15 protein-coding genes are annotated in these 20,804 nt (G+C 69.4%); 7 read left to right on the top strand and 8 right to left on the bottom strand.

Translation table 11 applies throughout. The features are described from left to right. Positions 1–3: 3 nt before the first annotated feature. The 3 genes from ON19_RS23875 to ON19_RS23865 all read left to right on the top strand — a co-directional run bounded on the left by ON19_RS23875 (position 4) and on the right by ON19_RS23865 (position 2,076). Complete coding sequence (locus tag ON19_RS23875) at positions 4–1,275, top strand: ABC transporter substrate-binding protein (protein ID WP_157229821.1); 1,272 nt, start codon at positions 4–6, stop codon at positions 1,273–1,275. Positions 1,276–1,426: 151 nt separating this feature from the next. After that, on the top strand, positions 1,427–1,684 hold the full coding sequence (locus ON19_RS23870; RefSeq protein WP_043697265.1) for a hypothetical protein: 258 nt from the start codon (positions 1,427–1,429) through the stop codon (positions 1,682–1,684). A 62-nt stretch (positions 1,685–1,746) separates the two neighbouring features. Beyond that, complete coding sequence (locus ON19_RS23865) at positions 1,747–2,076, top strand: DNA-binding protein (RefSeq protein WP_218006472.1); 330 nt, start codon at positions 1,747–1,749, stop codon at positions 2,074–2,076. Positions 2,077–2,267: 191 nt separating this feature from the next. On the opposite strand, the gene ON19_RS23860 is transcribed toward ON19_RS23865, so the two are convergent. The 6 genes from ON19_RS23860 to ON19_RS23835 form a co-directional block, all read right to left on the bottom strand. After that, positions 2,268–6,017, bottom strand: a complete 3,750-nt coding sequence (locus ON19_RS23860; RefSeq protein WP_043697194.1) for a multifunctional oxoglutarate decarboxylase/oxoglutarate dehydrogenase thiamine pyrophosphate-binding subunit/dihydrolipoyllysine-residue succinyltransferase subunit — start codon at positions 6,015–6,017, stop codon at positions 2,268–2,270. A gap of 175 nt (positions 6,018–6,192) precedes the next feature. After that, positions 6,193–10,056 carry an ABC transporter ATP-binding protein gene (locus ON19_RS23855; protein ID WP_051169240.1) on the bottom strand — a complete coding sequence of 1,288 codons (3,864 nt, stop codon included), beginning with the start codon at positions 10,054–10,056 and terminating at the stop codon, positions 6,193–6,195. 51 nt (positions 10,057–10,107) lie between these two features. Further along, positions 10,108–10,890, bottom strand: a complete 783-nt coding sequence (locus ON19_RS23850; protein WP_043697191.1) for an ABC transporter permease — start codon at positions 10,888–10,890, stop codon at positions 10,108–10,110. Further along, positions 10,887–11,873: an ABC transporter ATP-binding protein gene (locus ON19_RS23845; RefSeq protein ID WP_043697188.1), complete on the bottom strand. Its 987-nt coding sequence runs from the start codon at positions 11,871–11,873 to the stop codon at positions 10,887–10,889. The genes ON19_RS23850 and ON19_RS23845 overlap by 4 nt, the downstream gene beginning before the upstream one ends. Further along, positions 11,870–12,601: a hypothetical protein gene (locus ON19_RS23840; protein ID WP_051169235.1), complete on the bottom strand. Its 732-nt coding sequence runs from the start codon at positions 12,599–12,601 to the stop codon at positions 11,870–11,872. The genes ON19_RS23845 and ON19_RS23840 overlap by 4 nt, the downstream gene beginning before the upstream one ends. 282 nt (positions 12,602–12,883) lie before the next feature. Then, entirely contained in the window at positions 12,884–13,903 is a 1,020-nt protein-coding gene (locus ON19_RS23835) for a glutathione S-transferase family protein (RefSeq protein WP_043697260.1), read from the bottom strand. 41 nt (positions 13,904–13,944) lie between these two features. Between ON19_RS23835 and ON19_RS23830 the strand changes: the two genes are divergently transcribed. Further along, on the top strand, positions 13,945–14,739 hold the full coding sequence (locus ON19_RS23830) for an enoyl-CoA hydratase/isomerase family protein (RefSeq protein WP_043697182.1): 795 nt from the start codon (positions 13,945–13,947) through the stop codon (positions 14,737–14,739). A 92-nt stretch (positions 14,740–14,831) separates the two neighbouring features. After that, entirely contained in the window at positions 14,832–16,091 is a 1,260-nt protein-coding gene (locus tag ON19_RS23825; protein ID WP_043697179.1) for a class I adenylate-forming enzyme family protein, read from the top strand. A gap of 7 nt (positions 16,092–16,098) precedes the next feature. On the opposite strand, the gene ON19_RS23820 is transcribed toward ON19_RS23825, so the two are convergent. Then, on the bottom strand, positions 16,099–16,845 hold the full coding sequence (locus tag ON19_RS23820; protein WP_043697177.1) for a tyrosine-protein phosphatase: 747 nt from the start codon (positions 16,843–16,845) through the stop codon (positions 16,099–16,101). Between the two features lie 414 nt (positions 16,846–17,259). Between ON19_RS23820 and ON19_RS23815 the strand changes: the two genes are divergently transcribed. Both ON19_RS23815 and ON19_RS23810 read left to right on the top strand, forming a co-directional pair. Further along, positions 17,260–17,742, top strand: coding sequence for a hypothetical protein (locus ON19_RS23815; RefSeq protein WP_043697173.1), 483 nt, complete (start codon positions 17,260–17,262; stop codon positions 17,740–17,742). 43 nt (positions 17,743–17,785) lie between these two features. Then, positions 17,786–18,964 (top strand): amino acid deaminase/aldolase, encoded by a 1,179-nt coding sequence (locus ON19_RS23810; RefSeq protein ID WP_043697170.1) that lies wholly within the window; start codon positions 17,786–17,788, stop codon positions 18,962–18,964. On the opposite strand, the gene ON19_RS23805 is transcribed toward ON19_RS23810, so the two are convergent. Further along, the coding region (locus ON19_RS23805) for a DEAD/DEAH box helicase (protein ID WP_043697167.1) at positions 18,934–20,804 on the bottom strand (1,871 nt) is incomplete at its 5' end. The two genes, ON19_RS23810 and ON19_RS23805, sit on opposite strands and share 31 nt — an antisense overlap.

The following is a 20,804-nucleotide window of genomic DNA, read 5'->3' as shown; positions in this document are numbered from 1 at the left end:
GTAATGAGCAAGAGAAGGTTTCTGTGGTGCGTGGCACCGATACTGGCGGCAGCGCTCGCGCTCACGTCGTGTTCCGCCGACTCGACGAGCGACGGGGCCAAAACCGTTGGCCCGGGGAAAGTGTCCGACGGCGGGCTCAAAGGCGATCCGATCGTCATCGGATCGATTTGCAGCTGCACCGGCCCCGCCGCCGGATCGGTCGGGCGTAGCAGCGATGTGCTGCAGGCATGGGCGTCATGGGTCAACGATCGTGGCGGAATCAATGGGCACCCGGTCAAGCTGATCACCTACGACGACCAGCAGAATCCGACGACGGCGCTGGCTGTGGCGAAGAAACTGGTCGAAGAGGACAAGGTGGTCGCCATCGTCGGCCAAACCAGCCTGGTCAGTTCGAGTTGGCAAAGCTACGTCGACAGCAAGGGCATTCCGGTCATCGGCGGACAGCCGGTCGATGCCCCGTTCATCACCGATCCGAACTTCTTCGCCTCCGGAACTACGTTGCCGGTGCTGATGCTGGGCGAAGTCGCCCAGGCCAAGAAGGCGGGCGCGAAGAAACTCGGCGTCTACTATTGCGCCGAGATCCCGGTCTGCGAGCAGCTACCGCAGATGGTGAAGCCGATGGCCGAACAGGCCGGTCTGGGATTCGCTTCGGAGAAAGTCGCGATTGCGGCGCCGAACTACATCGCGCCCTGCCTGGCATTCAAGGAAAAGGGTGTCGACGCCGTATTCCCCGGCGTCTCGGTCGAGGCGATTTCGCGCATCGCGGCATCCTGTGCGCAGCAAGGTTATAAACCGATTCAGGCTCCTACCGGCGTGAGCCTGCAGAAGGCGTGGGCCACGGACCCGAACTTCGAGGGCAGCATTTTCGCAGGCTCCAATGCGCTGTACACCGACGAATCGATTCCGGCCGTCAAGGATTTCAATGACGCTCTCGCCGAGTATATTCCCGGCCTTCGGGACAGCGCGGACTTCAGCTCCCCACTGCTGTGGCCGTGGGCAGGCGGGCAGCTCTTCCTGGCGGCGGCCAAAGCTGCCGGCCTGTCGCCGTCATCGACGAGCGCGGATGTGATCAAAGGGCTGCGCGCATTGCGCGACGAGACCCTCGGAGGCCTCGCTCCGCCGCTGACCTTCCCGGAAGGCAAACCGGCGTTTCCGATGTGCTACTTCACCGGAAACACCAAAGGCGGTGCATTCCACTCCGACAACGGTGGTAAGCCGACGTGCATCGATGACGCTACCGCTGCTGCGCTGATGAAGGCGCTCGCGCCGTCCTGACGGTCCGAACCCAGGGCCGACTGTTCCGGCGTACGGCGAGGTGGCGGCTGTCCTCCGCCGCCTCGCCACCTTGGACACAGAGGCCGTCAGGGACTTGGAAAATCTCTTCTCGGGTGCAGCTGGGATTGCTACGGCTGGTAGCATCGAGCGTATGGGTGGTAGTAAGAAGTACTCGATCAGCCTCCCGGAAGATCTTGCCGAGCAGGCCCGAGCTCACGTTGGGCCCGGCGGCTTCTCCGCCTACGTCGCCGAAGCGCTGGAGCAGCGAGTTGCGATGGACAAGCTCGGTGAGCTGGTGGCCGATTTCGAGAAGGACAACGAGCCGCTGACGCGTGTGGAAGTCGACGAGGCGCGGGCGGAATTGGGTTTCGAGCGGCGCCGTCGGGGTTCGCGCGGATCGGCCGCCTGATGCCGGATGTGCTGTTTCTCGATAGCGAGGGGCTGTCGATGCTGTATCGGAAGAATCGCCGAATGCTCGCATGGGTGCAGGCGGCCAAAGAGGACGGCGTGCGCGTGGCGACCACGGCGATGACGACGGTGGAAGCCGACTACAGCAAAGTGCATCCGGCCCGGATCGCCTGGACACTGTCACAGATCGATGTTCACGTCGTCACCCGCGAGTTGGCCGCGCAGGCCGCCGCGCTGTTGCGGGAACACGGGCTGAGCGGCCACAAGTACGCGATCGACGCCGTTCTCGCGGCATCCGCCCGGTCGGTTCACGGCCTGGTCACGGTGGTGACGTCGGACCCTGAGGATCTGGCCTTGCTGTGCGGCACGGAGATCGAGATCGTGAAGGTGTAGACGCGTTGTAGCTGTGAACGACGGAGGGGGTGCGCTTCGGGAAGCTTGCGAGGCAACGAATCTGCCCCCACTTCTTCGCTATGACAGCGAGACTCGGTTGGGCGCCCTCAACTGTCATACCTCGAAACGTGAACGCCGGGCCGGATCGCTCTGTTGGTCAGAGCGATCCGGCCCGGCGTCAGTTCAGAAATCTAGCTGGTCGGTTCGAACGCTTCCGCGATGATCTCCGCCTGCTCCACCGCGTGGACCTTGCTCGACCCCGAGGACGGGGCCGACATGGCGCGGCGGGAGATGCGGCGGAGTTTGCCGAGGCGGTCGGGGAGGGTTTCCGGGAGGTTGAGGCCGAAGAAGGGCCAGGCGCCCTGGTTGGCCGGTTCCTCCTGGACCCACGCCAGGTCGGTGGCGTTGGGGTAGCCCTCCAGGGCCTCGTTCAGGCGGCGCACGGGCAGCGGGTAGAGCTGCTCGATCCGCACGATGGCCACGTCTTCGCGCTTCTGCTTGGCCTTTTCGGCGGCCAGCTCGTAGTAGAGCTTGCCGCTGGTCATCAGGATGCGCTTGACCTTGCTGCGGTCGCCGATGCCCTGCTCGTAGGCCGGCTCGTCGAAGACCGAGCGGAACTTGCTCTCGGTGAAGTCCTTCAGATCCGAGACCACGGCCTTGTTGCGCAGCATCGACTTCGGAGTGAAGACGATCAGCGGGCGGCGGATGCCGTCCAGTGCGTGGCGGCGCAGCAGGTGGAAGTAGTTCGCGGGAGTGGACGGCACCGACACGGTCATCGAGCCCTCCGCGCACAGCTGCAGGAAGCGCTCGATGCGGCCGGAGGTGTGGTCCGGGCCCTGACCCTCGTGGCCGTGCGGCAGCAGCAGCACGACGTCGGAGAGCTGGCCCCACTTGGCCTCACCGGAGGAGATGAACTCGTCGATGATCGGCTGCGCGCCGTTGACGAAGTCACCGAACTGCGCCTCCCACAACACCAGCGCGTTGGGGTTGCCCAGCGAGTAGCCGTATTCGAAGCCGACGGCGGCGAATTCGCTCAGCGCCGAGTCGTGCACCGCGAACCAGCCCGGGTTCTCGCTGCCGATGTTGTGCAGCGGGGTGTACTCCTCGGCGGTCTTGCGGTCGATGATCACCGCGTGCCGCTGGGTGAACGTGCCGCGGCGGGAGTCCTGACCGGTCAGGCGCACCGCGCGACCCTCGTCGATCAGCGTGCCGAACGCGAGCAGCTCGGCGAAGGCCCAGTCGACCTTGCCCTCGTAGGCCATTTCGCGGCGCTTCTCCAGCACCGGCTTGACGCGCGGGTGCACGTTGAAGCCGTCGGGCACGTGCAGGAACGCGTCACCGATGCGCTGCAGGACGGCCTTGTCCACGGCCGTCGCGACGGTCGCGGGCACCGGCTGGTCGCCTTCGACCGACGCGCTCGGTCCGGGTGAGTACTTCTCCAGCTCGCGGACCTCGTTGAACACCCGCTCCAGCTGGCCCTGGTAGTCGCGCAGCGCGTCCTCGGCCTCTTTCAGCGAGATGTCGCCACGGCCGATCAGGCTCTCGGTGTAGGCCTTGCGGACCGAGCGCTTGGTGTCGATGACGTCGTACATGTACGGCTGTGTCATCGACGGGTCGTCGCCCTCGTTGTGGCCGCGACGGCGGTAGCAGATCATGTCGATCACGACGTCCTTGCGGAACTTCTGCCGGAAGTCGACCGCCAGACGCGCCACCCAGTCGCACGCCTCCGGGTCGTCGCCGTTGACGTGGAAGATCGGCGCGCCGATGAACTTCGCGATATCGGTGGAGTACTCGGTGGAGCGGCTGTTCTCCGGAGCGGTGGTGAAGCCGATCTGGTTGTTCACCACGATGTGGATCGTGCCGCCGACCCGGTAGCCGCGCAGGCCACCCAGGTTCAGCGTCTCGGCGACCACGCCCTGACCGGCGAACGCGGCGTCACCGTGCAGCATCAGCGGCACGACCGAGTAGCCCTCGGCCCCGTCGCCCTTGTCCAGCAGGTCCTGCTTGGCGCGGACCAGGCCCTCCAGGACCGGGTCGACCGCCTCCAGGTGCGAGGGGTTGGCGGTGAGCGAGACCTCGATCTCGTTGTCGCCGAACATCTGCAGGTAGGTGCCCTGCGCGCCGAGGTGGTACTTCACGTCGCCGGAGCCGTGGGTGGCGGCCGGGTTCATGTTGCCCTCGAACTCGGTGAAGATCTTCGAGTACGGCTTGCCGACGATGTTGGCCAGCACGTTGAGCCGGCCGCGGTGCGGCATGCCGATGATGACCTCGTCGAGGCTGTGCTCGGCGCACTGGTCGATCACCGCGTCCATCATCGGGATGACGGCTTCGGCGCCCTCCAGCGAGAAGCGCTTCTGCCCGACGTACTTGGTCTGCAGGAAGGTCTCGAAGGCCTCCGCCGCGTTCAGCCGGTTCAGGATGTACTTCTGTTGCGCGACAGTCGGTTTCGCGTGCTTCTGCTCGACCCGCTCCTGGATCCAGTGCAGCTGCTCCGGGTCGAGGATGTGGGTGTACTCGACGCCGACGTGGCGGCAGTAGGCGTCGCGCAGGATCGACAGCACGTCGCGCAGCTTCATCTGCTCCTGGCCGTGGAAGCCCGCGATGTTGAAGGTGCGGTCCAGGTCCCACAGGGTGAGGCCGTGCTGGGTGACGTCCAGGTCCGGGTGGCTGCGGAACTTGTCCTTGACCAGCCGCAGCGGATCGGTGTCGGCCATCAGGTGACCGCGGTTGCGGTAGGCCGCGATCATCTCCAGCACGCGCGCGCTCTTGTCCACGCCGCGTTCGCGGATGTCCTTGCGCCAGCGGACCGGCTCGTACGGCACGCCGAGGCCGTGGAAGATCTCGTCGAAGAAGTCGTCGGAGATCAGCAGCTGGTGGATGGTGCGCAGGAAGTCACCGGACTCCGCGCCCTGGATGATGCGGTGATCGTAGGTGGAGGTGAGCGTCATCAGCTTGCCGACGCCCAGTTCGGCGATGCGCTCGTCGCTCATGCCCTGGAACTCGGCGGGGTACTCCATCGCGCCGGCGCCGATGATCGCGCCCTGACCGTTCATCAGGCGGGGGACCGAGTGCACGGTGCCGATGGTGCCCGGGTTGGTCAGCGAGATGGTGACGCCGGAGAAGTCCTCGGCGGTGAGCTTGCCGTCGCGGGCGCGCCGGACGATGTCCTCGTAGGCGGTGTGGAACTGCCCGAAAGTCATCGCCTCGCAGCCCTTGATGGCCGCGACGACCAGCGACCGGCTGCCGTCCTTGCCGGGCAGGTCGATGGCCAGACCGAGGTTGGTGTGCGCGGGGGTGACCGCGTTCGGCTTGCCGTCGACCTCGGCGTAGTGCCGGTTCATGTTCGGGAAAGCCTTGACCGCCTGCACGATGGCGTAGCCGAGCAGGTGGGTGAAGGAGATCTTCCCGCCCCGGGTGCGGGCGAGGTGGTTGTTGATGACCAAGCGGTTGTCGATCATCAGCTTGGCCGGGATGGCGCGCACGCTGGTCGCGGTGGGGATGCTCAGCGAAGCGGCCATGTTCTTCGCCACGGCCGCGGCGGCGCCGCGCAGCACCTTGGACTCGTCGGTGGCGGTGTCGGCCTGCTTGGGGCCGGAGGTCGGTGCGGCGTTCGACGTCGGCGCCGGCGTGGTCTGCGGTGTGCGCGTGGTCGCTGCGGCGGGCTTCGCGGCGGCCGGGGCAGGCTTGGCGGCGGCAGGCGCGGGCGCTTTCGGGGCTACGGCGGCGGCGGTGGGCTTGGTGTCGGCAGTCGCGGCGTCGTTGCGCTTGGCGGCAGCGGGCTTGGTGGCCGCTGGAGCCGGTGCAGGAGCGGCAGCCTGCGCGGGCGCGGAGGCGGGCTGGCTGTTGCCGGCGTCGCCACTCGCGTCAGGCGTGTAGTCGGCCAGGAACTCGTGCCAGCTTTCATCGACCGAGGATGGATCTTGCTTGAACTTCTGATACATCTCATCGACTAGCCACTGGTTCTGTCCGAACTGGGAAGTTGAGCTGCTCACAGCAGGTGTTCGCCTCATTTCGTTCTTCGCGCTGCGACGTTTGTGACGTGCCCGGCACGGGGATCAGCGGATTGCGCGCCGATGCGCCCTATCTGAGGATAGGCCCAGCAGCAAATCGGCGGATTCACTGACCACCCGACACCCCCGACCCTATTGGTGACGACCCGTCGTCTCCCGAGAATATTCCCTCCGACGGCAGCGCCGCTGCCCACAGCCGGGCATATGGGCCGGCTGCCGTGAGCAGTTGCTCGTGCGAGCCGAATTCCACGATGCGCCCGTGATCGACCACGGCGATCCGGTCGGCGCGCGCCGCCGTGCCGAGCCGGTGCGCGACGATCACCGTGGTCCGCTCCCGGCTCAGCGATCGGCTCGCGGCCAGCACCGATGCCTCGGTGTCCGGGTCGAGCGTCGCGGTGGCCTCGTCGAGCAGCAGCAAGTCCGGAGCGACCAGTTCCGCGCGGGCGAGCGCGATCAGTTGCCGCTGCCCGGCCGACAGTCCGCGGCCGCGCTCACCGACCGGCTGGCTCATCCCCAGCGGAAGGCCGGCGATCATGTCCGTCGCCCCCACGGCCGCGGCCGCCGCGGCGATCTCCGCGGCGGTCGCGAATGGTTTCCCGAATGCAATGTTGCTCGCCACGTCACCGCTGAACAGGTGAGCTTCTTGCGGGACGATGCCCAGCCGGGAGCGGTAGTCGGCGAGGCGGTAGTCGCGGATGTCGGCGCCGTCCACGCGGATCGCGCCGGGATCGCTCGCGATCGGTCGGGCGCCGTTCGTCGCCGCGGCGGGCTCCCGCGTGGCCGGGACCGCGACCTCGTCCGGTTCCGCCGGACTTCCGCCCGGATCGGGCGGCAGGTCGTACAGCCGAGCCAGCAACTTGACGACGGTCGACTTGCCCGCGCCGGTGGGCCCGACCAGTGCCAGGGTGGAACCGGCCGGGATGCGCAGCGAGACGCCGTCCAGCGCCGGAACGTGGCTGCCCGCGTAGTGGAAGCGGACGTCGTCGAACGCCACGTCGCCGCGCAGCCCCTGGTTTATCGGCACCGGCTCGGCCGGATCGGCGGCGATCGAGGAGGGCGTGCGCAGCAGGTCCCCGATCCGGCGCAGGCCGACCCTGGCCTGCTGGTAGCCGTCGAAGACCTGGGACAACTGCAGGATCGGCACGAACAGCAACTGCAGATACAGCACGAACGCGACCAGCGTCCCCGCGCTGGTCGCGCCGGTGGCGACCTCGCGCGCACCGAAGAACACCACCGCGGCCAGCGCGACGTCCGCCCACCCGACGACGAACGCGAAGTACAGCGCGATCGCCCGCTGGGCCCGCAGCCTGCTGTTGCGGTAGCGCTGGGAGTATTCGGCGAAGCGCCGGGCGGCGCGCGGCTCGTGCCGGTTGGCCTGCACCGCGCGCAAGCCCGTCACGTTCTCCTGGAAGTCGGCGTTGACCGCCGACACGTGCTCCCGCGACACGGTGTACGCGGTGGAGGACACCCGCCGGAACAGCACTGTCGCAATCGCCAGGGCGGGCACCGTCGACAGCACGACCAGCGCCAGCGAGACATCGATGACCAGCAACGCGACCGTGATGCCTGCCAGCGTCAGCAAGCCGACCAGGGTGGTGGCGACACCGGTCTGCAGGAACGTGGACAGGGCGTCGACGTCGGTGGTCATCCGCGTCATGATCCGCCCGGACAACTCGCGTTCGTAGTAGTCCAAGCCGAGCCGTTGCAGATGCGCGAAGCTGCGCACCCGCAGCCCGAACAGCACCCGTTCGCCCGTGCGCGCGGTGAGCAAGGTGGTGGCCGCGCCGACCGCCCAGCCCACGGCGGCCAGGATCGCGCCGAGCAGCGCCGCGCGGACCAGTGCCGCGGCGTTGTGGCCGAGCACGCCGCCGTCGATCGCGTACCGCACCAGAGGTGGGAACGCGAGCGCGATCGCCGCGTCCGCCGCCAGCAGCGCTATCACCGTCAGCACCAGCCCGCGAACGGGGCGCAGCATGCGGGCCAGCCGGAAGCGGGGGTCCGGCTCGCGCAGTCCTTCCGCGTCCAGGCCCGGCTGCTCGGTGGCAGGTGGGAGGCGTTCGATGTTCCGGCGCAGCTCGGGTGTCTCGCTGATGTCGGCCGCCGCGCCCGTGAAGCGGCCGGCGGAACCGCTGACCGCTCGCCTGCTCGCGACCGCGTTCGGCTCCGGAGCCAGAGGTGCGGCGGGAGCGGGCAACCGGATCACGCGGTCGGCGTGGGCGAGCGTCGACTCCCGATGCGCCAGGATCAGTGTGGTCCGGCCGCCGTCGCCGGGCAGCGCGTCGAAGATCGCCGCCTCGGTCACGGCGTCCACCGCGGAGGTGGCGTCGTCCAGCACCAGGATGCGCGGGCGCGACAGCAGCGCTCTCGCCAGCGCGATCCGCTGCCGCTGCCCCCCGGACAGGGTGAGGCCGCGCTCGCCCACCACGGTGTCGTAGCCGTCGGGCAGTTCGGCGATGAATTCGTCGGCGGCGGCCTGCACGGCCGCGTGGCGGATCTCCTCGTCGGTCGCGTCCGGTCGCCCGAGCGCGATATTGGCCGCGATCGTGTCGGAGAACAGGAAGGGGTCGTCGAAGACGACACCGATGGCGGCGCGCAGGTCGGCGGCGCGCACGTCGGCGATGTCGACCCCGACGGTCTCGGCGGTGCGGGTCGCGGCGCGTGAGCCCGCGTGCGCGGCGCGGAACGCGTCGGCCGGGTCGTCACGCGGCGGGACGCCGGTGGCGGGGACAGTGTCGGCGAACAGCCGGATACTTCCCGCGTCCGGCGCGTAGAACCGGGGCAGCAACAGGGCGAGGGTGGACTTGCCCGAACCCGCAGGGCCGATGACGGCCACCGTCTCGCCGGGCCGCACGCGCAGGTCCAGTTCGCGCAGCACGGGCTGGTCGGGATCGAACCCGAAGGTGAGCGCGTCGATCTCGATGCCGAGCGGTCCGTCCGGCAGGTCGACCGGACGATCGGGGTCGGCGACGACCGGCGCGGTGTCGATCACCTGGAACACGCGCTCGGCCGCCGCTCGGGTCAGCTGAGCCATGACGATCACCGAGGAGAGGATGCGCGCGGTACCGGTCATGACGGCGACGTAGGCGGCGAACGCGACGAAGGTGCCGATGCCGATGCTGCCGTGCAGCGCGAGCAGCCCGCCGAGCGCGATGACCGCGACCATGCCGACCTGCGGAATCGTCGAGATGGTCGGCGCGAACCCGGCGTCGATCCGGGCGGCCCGCATCCGCTCGGCGAACAGCTTGCGTCCGTGCCGCTCCAGCAGATCGACCATCCGCGCTTCCTGGCCGAAACCTTTGACCACCCGCACACCGGTGACCGTCTCCTCGACGTGCTGGGCGAGATCGGCGGCGCGCTGCTGCGCGGACCAGGTCGCCGCGTGCAGGCGCGGTCGCATGCGGTAGACCACCAGGCCGATCGCGGGCACCACCAGCAGCGCCGCGGCGGCCAGCGGCGGCGAAAGCCAGATCATCACCCCGGCGGCGAGCACGAATTCCAGCAGTGCCATACCCGACAGCGGCACCATCGCCATCAGACCCTGGACCAGCTGGAGATCAGTGATCGATCGCGACACCACCTGCCCGGTGCGCAAGGTGTCCTGTCCGACGCCGTCCAGTCGTTGTAGTGAGCCGAGCAGATTCACCCGTAACGCGTGCTGCACGTCCAGGGAGAGCCGTCCGGCCAGCCAGCGCCGCCCGAACCCGGCCGCGGACCGGCTCACCGCCAGAACCAGCAGCAGCGCCGCGACGGCGCCGATCGTTCCGGTGTCGCCGATGCCCGCCGCGTCGATGGCCTGTTTGGTCAGCAGTGGCCCCGCGGTCTCGACGATCGCCCCGCCGAGCACCGCCGCCGCGAGGCCGGCCAGCACCGTGCGGTGCGGTAGGCACTCGGCCCACAGCCTGCTCATCCACCCCGGTCTGTGTCCCCCGTCCACGCTCGCCGGCCCCCTTCGTCGTACCGTGTTCGCCATCGACGGTACCGACACCGGCCGACATCTCGTTGTTCCCGGTCCGCCCTCGGATCACAGATCGCGGGTGCGCAGGCTCCACCAGCTCGTCGCACCCAGGCCGATGGTCCACAGCAGCAGCACCACGACGGCAACGGGGGTGGGTGCGAGCAGATCGCTGTCGGGGTAGGAGCCGACGGCGACGGCGCCCACACTGGCCGAGACGGGCAGCAGGGTGACCACGCCCGGGATGCCCAGGCCGCGCGCGATCAGCCAGAGCAAGGGTTCCGCGAGCACGATCCAGCCGAGCAGCAGCGTCACCGCCCTGGTCGAGGACCGCAGGAGGATGCCCGCGCTCGCGCCGATCAGCGACCAGCAGACCGCGGCCAGCAGTCCGCCGCCCAGCACCGCGAACAACTCCCCGGTGACGGCGACCTTGCCGCGACCGACGCCGAACAGCGCGCCGACCGACACCACTTCCACCGCTACCGCCGCCGCCAGCGCGCAGCACCCGATGACCAGGAACTTCGCGGCGGCGAGCCGATCGCGGTCGGCGGTGAACAGCGCGGTCACGGCCATGCTGTGATACCGGTACTCCGAGCCGCTGCCCACCGCGCCGAAGACCGCGGCGGCCAGCGCCACCAGTGCGAGGCCGACGTAGAGCCCGATCGTCGCCGCGCCCGTGGCGGGCTGGCCGCGCGGATCCGGCGGTCCGGCCATGCTCGCCGATGCGAGGCCGGCGAACAGCGCCACGGCGACCAGCGCACCGGCGAGCACCCGGACGCGCGGCATCGTGACGATCTTGCGGACCTCGGAGTCGACGTTCGGCACCAGGTCCGCGGGCAGGATGGCGATCATCGTGGAATCCCGTAGGGCGTCGGCATGGGCTGGAGGCCGGGCGCGGCGAGGCCCGGATAGGGCGGCGCCGGCGCGGCGCTGGGTTTGGTCAGCGACGCGAGCACCCGGTCGGGGTGGATCGGGTCGGGGACGATGCTATCGATCCGCACCTGTGCCGCGGTGGCCGCGGCTCTGATCTGCGCTTCGCTCGCTTCGGCGACGGCCAGACGGCCGTCGGGCCGGATGACCGCGTCGGTGAATCCTTGTGCCGCGAGCATGGTGGCCAGTGCGATAGGGGTGGACGCCGCGACGACCAGCCGGTCCGGATGCCCGCGCCGCAATCGCGCGGGTGTGCCCTGGTAGGCCACCGTGCCCTCGTGCAGCACGATCAACTGATCCGCGCCCGGCAGGACGGCGCCGAGGCTCTCGCTGGTCAGCAGGGCACTACCGCCGCGACGGGCGTGCTTGCGCAAGAAGTCGTGCAGCCAACCGCATTCGGCGGCGTCGAGCCCGTCCATCGGCTCGTCGAGCACCAGCAGCGGCGGATCGCCGAGCAGTGCGGTGGCCAGGGCCAGCCGCGTCTGCTGTCCGATCGAGAGGGCGCCGATTTTCGTCGTGGCCTGTTCGTCCAGACCGACGAGCTCGAGCACCTCGGCCACCCGGCTGTCGGCGACGCGCGCCGCGGCGGCGTAGATCCATAGGTGGTCTCGCACGGTACGCGCCGGATGCAACCCGCGGGGCGCGAGGACGCCGCCGATCACGCCCGCAGCGCTGACGCCGTCGCGCCGGGAACCGGGGCCGCCGACGGATGTGGTGCCGGAGGTGGGGGCGAGCAGACCGAGCAGCGCCCGCAGGATCGTGGTCTTACCCGCACCGCGCGGACCAACCAGTGCGGCGACGGCGCCGGAGGGCACGGTGAAGCTGACGTCCGTCACGGCGGTCGTCAGGTCGTACCGCTTGGTCAGTCCGCGGACCGCGAACGCGACCGGACGCGCCCCGCTCATCGTGGCGTGGCCGGAGGTTGCGGCTTCGCCGGGTCGATCGCGGTGAGCGGATCGGCGTCGATCACCAGGTTCCGGTCGATGGGCCAGGTGCCCGGCGGCGGCCCGAATGCCTTGCGCGCGTTCGAGATCGTGGCCTTGCCCAGCGCGCGGTTGCCCGCGCCGCCGATCACGGCGCCGATGCCCGCCGGGAGCACCTTGCCCGCCATCAGCGCGGCGCGCTTGGTGATGAACCGAATGATGAACCGCTTCAACAGCGAATCGTTCATGCTCGACAGGCCGGGAATCCGGTTGGCGAAGGCGGTGCCCCAGTTCTTCGCCGAGGTGCCGACGCTCTTCTGGACGATCTGCATGCCGCTCTCGCCCAGCACGACGGCAAGCACCAGCGCCCTGCGCTGCTCCTGGTCTTCCGGCGTTATGCCGTGCACCGAGGCGACCGCCAGGGTGAACACCGCCGAGGCCTCCATGAAGAAGGTGGTCTCGGCGCTCACCGCGGCGATGGCCGCGACGGTGCCGACGCCGGGGAAAGCGGCGGTCGCGCCGACCGCGCTGCCGCTGCCGGTCACCGCGAGCAGGTACTGCTTCTCCAACCGATCGATGATCTGCGCGGGACTTTCGTCCGGGTGGGAGCGGCGAATTCGGTCCACGTACTTTGCGACCGCGGGGGCCTGCAGGCGGGACCCGGTGTCGAGCAGTTCGACCACCGTCTTCTCGAACGCGCCTTTGAGCATCGGCGGCATCCTCCTCTTCCGGTCTGCTGGGTAGAACTGTATGGCACCGGTTGCCGTCAGCTCGTCATGACAACGAAGTACCCAGGCGGATCGGTTCCACCGGCGGCCGCCTGCTTTGGACCGGACGGACTTCGTCAGGCTGCGCCTGTTATGCGGCTGCCTCGGCTTCGCTCGGTTCGGCGCGGCTTATGTCGGACTCCGTCCGGCTGCGTCCGTTATGCGGCTGCCTCGGCTTCGCTCGGCCCGGCGCGGTTCACGTCGGACTTCGTCCGGCTGCGCTCGTTACGGTGTGTGGATCGCGGGCACGCGTTCGACCAGCTGCGGAGGGGGCGGCGGGGTTCCGTCCCCGAAGGGCCTGCCGCCGAGGACCTCTCGGCCGTGCGGGGTCAGCCAGTTCGCCAGATCCGGGCCCTTGGGGACGATTCCCGTCGGGTTGATGTCCCGGTGCACGACGTAGTAGTGCGTCTTGATCTGTTCGAAGTCGATCGTGTCGCCGAAACCGGGGGTCTGGTACAGATCGCGCGCGTACGCCCACAGCACCGGCATCTCGGCGAGCTTGGACCGGTTGCACTTGAAGTGCCCGTGGTACACGGCGTCGAAGCGGACCAGCGTGGTGAACAGCCGCACGTCGGCCTCGGTGATCGTGTCGCCGACCAGATAGCGTTGTCCGGCAAGGCGTTCCGACAGCCAGTCCAGCCGGTGGAAGAGCCGGTCGTAGGCGGCGTCGTAGGCGTCCTGCGCCCCGGCGAACCCGCAACGGTAGACGCCGTTGTTGACGTCGCGGAACACCGCGAGACTCACTTCGTCGATCTCCGCGCGCAGCGGTTCGGGGTACAACTGCGGTGCGCCGGGCCGGTGGTGCTCGGTCCACTCGGTGGAGAAGTCGAGCGTGATCTGCGCGTAGTCGTTGGTGACGACCTGCCCGGTCGGCACGTCCACGACAGCGGGCACCGTGATGCCACGCGGGTAGTCCGGGAAACGGGCCAGGTAGGCGTCGCGCAGCCGGGGAATGCCGAGTACCGGGTCTACGCCGCCGGGATCCAGATCGAAGGTCCAACTGAGTTTGTCGTGCGTGGGCCCGCACAGGCCGAGCGAGAGCACCGGCTCTAGCCCGAGCAGACGGCGCACGATCAGCGTTCGGTTGGCCCACGGGCAGGCGCGAGCCGCGACGAGCCGGTAGCGCCCCGGCTCGACGGGGTAGCCGTCGCGGCCGTCGGCCGTGATCCGGGTGGTGATGTAGTTCGTGTCCCGCTTGAACTCGCCGGGCTCGACGTAGGAACCGCGTTCGCTGGCCGACTTGATCACACCCACAGTCTTCCAGATCGACCTCGTACGCTGACCGGATGAGTGAAACGAAGGCGACCCGGCTGGAACGAGACCGCACCGACGGCGGTGCGGAGGTGGCGACCCTCACGCTCGCCCATCCGCCGCTCAACCTCTTCGATCGGGCCATGCTGGACGCGCTGATCGCCGATATCGCCGACCTGTCGGCGCGGCCGCCGCGGGCGGTGCTGCTGCGCGCCGAGGGCAAACTGGTGTCCGGCGGCGTCGACGTGCACGTCTTCGACGGCCTGTCCCCCGAGCAGGGCGCCGAGTTGTGGCGCACCCTGTTCGCGCAGATCATCCATCCGCTGGAGGCGCTGCCGTGCCCGGTGGTGTTCGCCGCGCACGGGTTGACCCTGACCGCGGCCTTCGAGATCGCGCTCGCCTGCGACATCCTGCTGGCGGCGCCGAAGGCGAAGTTCGGATTGGTGGAGATCGTGGTCGGGCTGACCCCGTCGATGGGCGGTCCGCAGCGCCTCGCCGAGCGCGCGGGCTCGGGCCGGGCCCGCGAGTTCGTGATGACCGGCGACCTCTACGACGCGGCGACCATGGCCGAGTGGGGCGTGGTGAACGCCGTGCACGACGACCTCGACGCCGCCGCGCGGGCCCTGACCCACCGGCTGGCCGAGGGCCCGACGAAGGCGAATGCGGCGACCAAGAAGATCATCGAGGCCTGGCGTTCCGGCGGTGTGGCACATGCGGATTCGGTGACGCCGGAGGTGTCCGGAGTGCTGTTCGACACCGAGGACCTGAAGGGTGGCGTGCGCAGTTTTCTCGAGCAGGGGCCGGGGAAGGCTCGCTACGCCGGGCGGTGACAGCTAGGACACGTTCGTCGCCTATCGCAGCGAAGTTGTGACATGCGTCATATAGTCGCAGTGCCTGATACCTCGAGGCATGCGGAGGACGAATGTCGCAGTTGCTCGTCGAATATCCCCTCACCGGCGCACACGCCTTGGACAACCCGCTGGCCCGGGGCGCCGACGGGGTGCTGCGCTACGGAAACCTCACACCCGCGCTGACCGAACTCCTGGATCTGCAAGTGCACGCGTTCGCCACCCGCGAAGCCGTGGTCGAGGTCGGCGGCCCGCGCCTGACCTACCGCGAGCTGTGGCACTCCGCCTCCCGGATCGCGGGCGGTTTGCAGGAGCACGGCATCGGGTACGGCGACCGGATCGCGATCCGCATGCCCGCGGGCGTCCGCTGGGTGCAGGCCTTCCTCGGCGCCTTGCTCAGCGGCGCGGTACCGGTGCTGGTGCCCGACGGGCTGCCCGAGGCGATGGCCGAGCGCGTGATCGCCGACAGCCGTGCCGATTTCGTGGTCGGGCGCACGGGCGCCGAGAGCGAGTTTCCGGACGGCGCCGCCTACATCGATGACGGTGCGGCGCTCGGCGACTTGGCGCTGCTGTGCTACACCAGCGGGTCCTGCACGCCCAAAGGCGTGGAGCTGACCAACGAGAATCTGCTGTCCGCGGTGCGCTCGGTGGTCGCGGCGCTGGATCTGCCGACCGACGGCCTGCGCAACCTGGTGCTGCTGCCGTTGGCGCACGCCAGTGGCTGTGTGGACCAGCTGTTGCCGACCTTCGCCGTCGGCGGCACCGTCGTGCTCGCCCGGGACGCGCCCGGCCTGGCCGAAGCCATCACCGCCGAGCGGGTCGACATGGTCTCCGCGACGCCGCGTATCTTCGCGGGCCTGCTGCCCGAACTGGCGGATCTGCGCGCCGAGGGCCTGCGCACCGAGGGCATCGCACGGATCAGCAAAGCCGGTCATCGCGCCGAGCGCGCCGCGTCCGCGTGCGCTCCGGCCGACCTGACGATCGAGTTGCGCGGCGTGTTTCCCGAGGCCCGGCAGTGGTCGGTGTGGGGCGCGACGGAGACCAGCGGCATCGGCCTCGCGGTGGACGACGCCGAGCAGGACGCCGATCCGTCCGACGCGGCCACGGTGCTCGGATTCCCCTTCGGCGGTACGGAATTGGCGCTCTGGGGTCCGAAGGCGAAGGCGGGGCACGGCGAACTGCTGTGCCGAGGGCCGAATATCACGCCGCGCTACTGGAACGACCCCACCACGACCGCGGCGCGGTTCACCGGTACCTGGTTCCACACCGGCGATCAGGTGACCATCGACGCCGACGGCTTGGTGCGCAGGGGAGCGGCGGCGTCCGTCGAGTGAGCCGGTCTCACTCGAGCATGCGCTCGCGCAGCCGCGCCAGCAGTTCCGGCGTCAGCCCGGCGGTCGCGAGATAGCCGTGCAGGCCGCCGTGCAACTCGCGCATCGAGGCGGTGCCGATGTCGAGGTACTCCTCGCGCACGCCGAGCAGGTCGACCGAGACTTCCTCGCCGGCGAGCAGTTTCGTCGTCATGACGGCGCGCAGCGCGGGGATGGCCCCGTTGCTGAGCAGGTAATCGGCCTGCACGTCGGTCTCGGTGACGCCGACCGCGCGCAGCAGTGTCGCGACGGCCCAGCCGGTGCGGTCCTTGCCCGCCGCGCAGTGCACCAGCACGGCGCCGTCTCCGCGCACGATGGACTCGGCGAGGGCGACGATGGCGGCATGTGCCTCGGGTAATGCCGGGAACATCCGGTAGACCTCGAGCATGTGCGTGTAGGCGGTTCGCGCGGTCGCCTCGTGCGGCGGCGCCTCGGCCATCCGTGAGTCGAACGGTGTGACGGTCAGCCGGACGCCGGAGGGGAGCAGGTCGGCGCCCATGTGGTCGATCTCGCGCTGTCCGCGCAGGTCGTGCACATCGCTGACGCCCAGTTCGCGCAGCGCGGCGTGGCCGGTCTCATCGAGTCCGCTCAGCTGGGCCGAGCGCAGCAGGACGCCGGGGCGGACCTTGGCGCCGTCGTCGGTGCGCAGCCCGCCGGTGTCTCGGAAGTTGAACGTGCCGGAGAGGAAGTACTGGTCGGCGGGGGGCGAGAGAGTCACCGATCCAGGCTATCCGCATGACGGAACGAAAAGGTGTCGGTTGCGGATCGGACCTCACACGATAAGCTGACCGTTTTGGGCGGTTTCAGTGTGGGATGCGCCACAGAATTTGGGTTGCCAGCGACTCGAACCGTACCGTTGTCAACGGTCTGCCGAGTAGTAGGGTGGCCCCGAGATCCACCGTCATAGCGGGATTTCCGGGCGACACGGCGGGATCGCATACCGGTCCCGGTTGGGTAACAAAACATTCTTTCAGTCTGGAATTACCCATCGAACCCATTCTCAAACCCCGAAAACGCTCTACCATTGATGAACGTTGGACCGGGCAGCCCAGGTGTTTCCCGATGTTGCCCGCCCTGTTCAGCGGAGTCGCGCCGCGGAGGTGCGCGAGTTCTTTCGCCGAGGGAGTCGTCGTTGAGCGCACGTGGAGAAGTGATAACAGAAATCCGGCTACGACCCGCCGTCACCGCCGCAGTCGAAGCCGCGGCCGCCACGCTCGACTACAAGGGCCTGCGCGCGCTGCGAGTACTGCTGCATGCGGGGGTCAGCGCCTACTGGCCGCTGGTCAAGGCCACTCCGGATAGGCAGATCCAGTCCTACGAGATGACCGTGCAGGCGCTGCGCGCCCGCTGGCAGGTCAGGGGCGATTGCTTCCCGGATCCGATCGCGTCCGAGTTCTACCGCGAGAAGGACGCGGAGGTCACCGCGTTCCTGAAGCTGTGCGCGGAGCTGTCGGAAACGCAGTGGCTGGAGCCGGTGGAGGCGATCGCCTGCAACGTCGTCTCGATCGTGCAAGGTACGGTCCTGCGCTGGCTGGCCGATTGCAACGACGAGACCATGCTGGTGGTGCTCGATGAGATGGTCAGCGCACTCGCCACCAAGGCCGTGGAGATCTGACAAATACTGGACGTTTGACCAACTTGGTGGTTGAGTTGTCCTGGTGACCGAGACGTCGCCGATCGCGGGGCTGCACGCGGCCACCGCCGAACTGGACCCACCCCTGGCCGCCCTCGACCTGCTCACCCTGCGAACGAACGCCGCCGATCTGGTGCGCCGCGCTAGTGGCACGCCGGTGCGTGTGGCCAGCAAATCCGTGCGCTGCCGCGCCGTCCTCGCCGAAGTCCTCGGCGCCGACCTCACCGCCGCGGGCGGCTTCGCGGGCATCATGTCCTACTCCCTGCGCGAAGCGCTCTGGCTCGTGCGCCACGGCGCGCGCGATGTCCTGCTCGGTTATCCGAGCGTGGACCGCGCGGCGCTGGCCGAACTGGCGGCCGACGACCTCCTGCTGCGCTCGATCACGCTGATGATCGACGATGCCGCGCAATTCGATCTGATCCGGGCCGCCGTCGGCACCGACCGGGTGCGGCCGCGCGTCTGCCTGGACGTGGACGCCTCCCTGCGGATCGGCCCGCTGCACCTCGGTGTGCGCCGTTCTCCCCTGCGCACCCCGGGGCAGGCGGCCACCCTCGCGGGCGAGGCGCTCCGGCAGGGCTTCCACGTGGTGGGCGTGATGACCTACGAGGCGCAGATCGCGGGGCTGCCGGACTCGAATGTCGCGGTGCGCCTGGTGAAACGGGCCTCAGCGGCGGAAATCCGCAAGCGCCGGGCCGAGGTGCTCGACGCGGTCCGCTCGGTGACCGGCGAACTCGAGATCGTCAACAGCGGCGGCAGCGGATCCATCGAGGTCAGCGTCGCCGATCCGGACGTCACCGAGGTGACCGCCGGGTCCGGGCTGTACGTGCCGACGCTGTTCGACGCCTACCGCTCGTTCACCCCGCGACCCGCGCTGTATTTCGCGATGCCGGTGCTGCGGCTGCCCGCGCCCGATATCGCCACCGTCTTCGCGGGCGGCTACATCGCCTCCGGCCCCGCCGGGCCGTCGCGGGTACCCAAACCGGTCTGGCCGCGCAAACTGAAGCTGCTCGGTACGGAGGGCGCGGGCGAAGTACAGACTCCGCTGTCGGGCGCTGCGGAACTCCGGATCGGCGACCGGGTGTGGTTCCGGCACGCGAAGGCCGGTGAACTGTGCGAGCGCTTCGACACGGTGCATCTGGTCGAGGAGGACGGCTCCCGCGTCGCCGTGCCGACCTATCGGGGCGAGGGCGTCTGCTTCGGCTGACCCGCGGCGGCCAGCCGCAGGAACGCACCGAGATCGGCGAGTTCGTCCGCGGTGGCGGGCAGGTACTCGATCAGCAGCGGTGAGCGAATGACCACCGCCTTCCACATGGCGCGGCACAGCGCGTGGATCAGGCCGCGCGACAGCAGCGACGGCATGCCGTAGGGAGCGTCGGCGGGACTGGAGGTGGTCATGGAGAGCAGCACCACCGCCGCCTCCCGGCCGCGGAATCGATCCGGCGTGCCGACCAGGACGTCTTCGATCTTGGCGCGGGCCAGCAGGGTCCGGATGCGCCCGACCTGCGCGGCGTACGGCGCGACCACGAAGATGTCGTGCGGGTGCAGTCTGCGGGTGGTCGCGCCGATCGTCCAGGACATGCCGAGCAGCGCGCGGACCCGGCGCACCACTTCCCGCGCCTCCGCCGGTGACTCGGTGGCGTTGCCGTAGTGCTCCACCAGGACGGTGTCCACGCCCGGCTCCTCGCCGTCCAGACGCCGGGCCAAGGTGACCGTTTCGTTGGCGCGCAGGCGGCCGTCGTAGTACAGGCGGGAGACGGGTTCGCAGACAGCGGGGTGCATCCGCCAGGTGCGGTCCAGGAAGTAGCCGCGTTCGGCAGGCAACGTCTGACGTCCCTCGGCCAGCCAGGCGAGCGCCGACTCGCCGACCGGGGCCGGATGCGCGCCGCGAGCGGTCGACGGCACCGGATCGCCGAGCAGCAGCAGGTTGCGTGCGCACGCCGCGACGGACACGGTCTCGGCCAGCGGAAAGCGGCCTGCGTCGGCGATGACGAGCAGGTCGAGGCCCCCGCGTGGTACCAGGTCTTCGTTCGCGAAATCAGCTGGTGCGCCGCCGAGGACGCACCCGCTGATCGCGCTGTCCAGGAACCGCGGGTAGCGGGCGGCGTCGATCACGACCCACTCCGGGGCGACCGTCGCCGCGTCCTTCTTGGCGACCAGTTCGGGCAGCACGCCGGCGCGCACGATCGCGTCGAGCAGGTTCTCCACGATCGAAGGCTCACGAGCCACAACGCCGATCCGCCACTTGTTCCGCGTGATCAGCCGCTCCAGCACCCGCGCGGCGGTCGCGGTCTTCCCGGTGCCCGACGGGCCCTGCACCGCGACGTAGGAGTCGTCGAGGGCGCACAGCGCGGCGGTGATCGCGGCGGCGTAGTCGCCGTGCACCTCGGGTAACCCGGCGTCGCCGTGCAGCCGGGGTGGACGGCGCGCGAGCAGGTCGAAGACGGCGGTGCGGGGCGTGCCGGGCAAGGTCATCAGCAATTGCTGCGCCGCGAGTTCGATTGCCAGTGCGGCGTTCTCGTCCCATGCGGGAAGTCCCGGCGCGATCGCGGACGGCAGTTCGTCGTAGGGCTCGCAGCCCTCGGGCAGCAATTCCTCCAGCCGGACGGTGTCGTCGAATTCGGCGTCCACCGAGCAGCCGAGCACCGTCGCCGTCGCGATGGCCCGCCGGCCCGCGCCGGTGACCATCCCGGCCATCGGCTGGTCGTAGAAGGTGTAGACAGTGGTGCCGGGAGTGAGTGCGCTGGGCCCCGGAGAGCTGCTCGCACCGGTTCCGATCCGGCCGGTCAGGGTCAGGTAACGCCGCATCGTCGGGCGGTCGGGGCGGCGATGCCACTTGGTGTCGACGGTGCCCCAGTCGGCGACCAGAACTCCCGGCGCGTCGGCCCATTCCTCCACCGGATGGTCGAGCCGGTCGGCATGCGCCCACCACAGCGGCTGTCGCTCGCGCCGGTGATAGCCGAGCGCCGCGGCCGTCAGCGCGGCCGGGTGCAGCGGGTCATCTTGCGCGACGGCGTATTCCGTGAGCGCGGCCTCCAGCGACGACG

The organism is Nocardia abscessus NBRC 100374 (assembly GCF_000308455.1).
Classification (GTDB): domain Bacteria; phylum Actinomycetota; class Actinomycetes; order Mycobacteriales; family Mycobacteriaceae; genus Nocardia; species Nocardia abscessus.
This window is presented reverse-complemented; position numbering and strand designations above follow the sequence as displayed.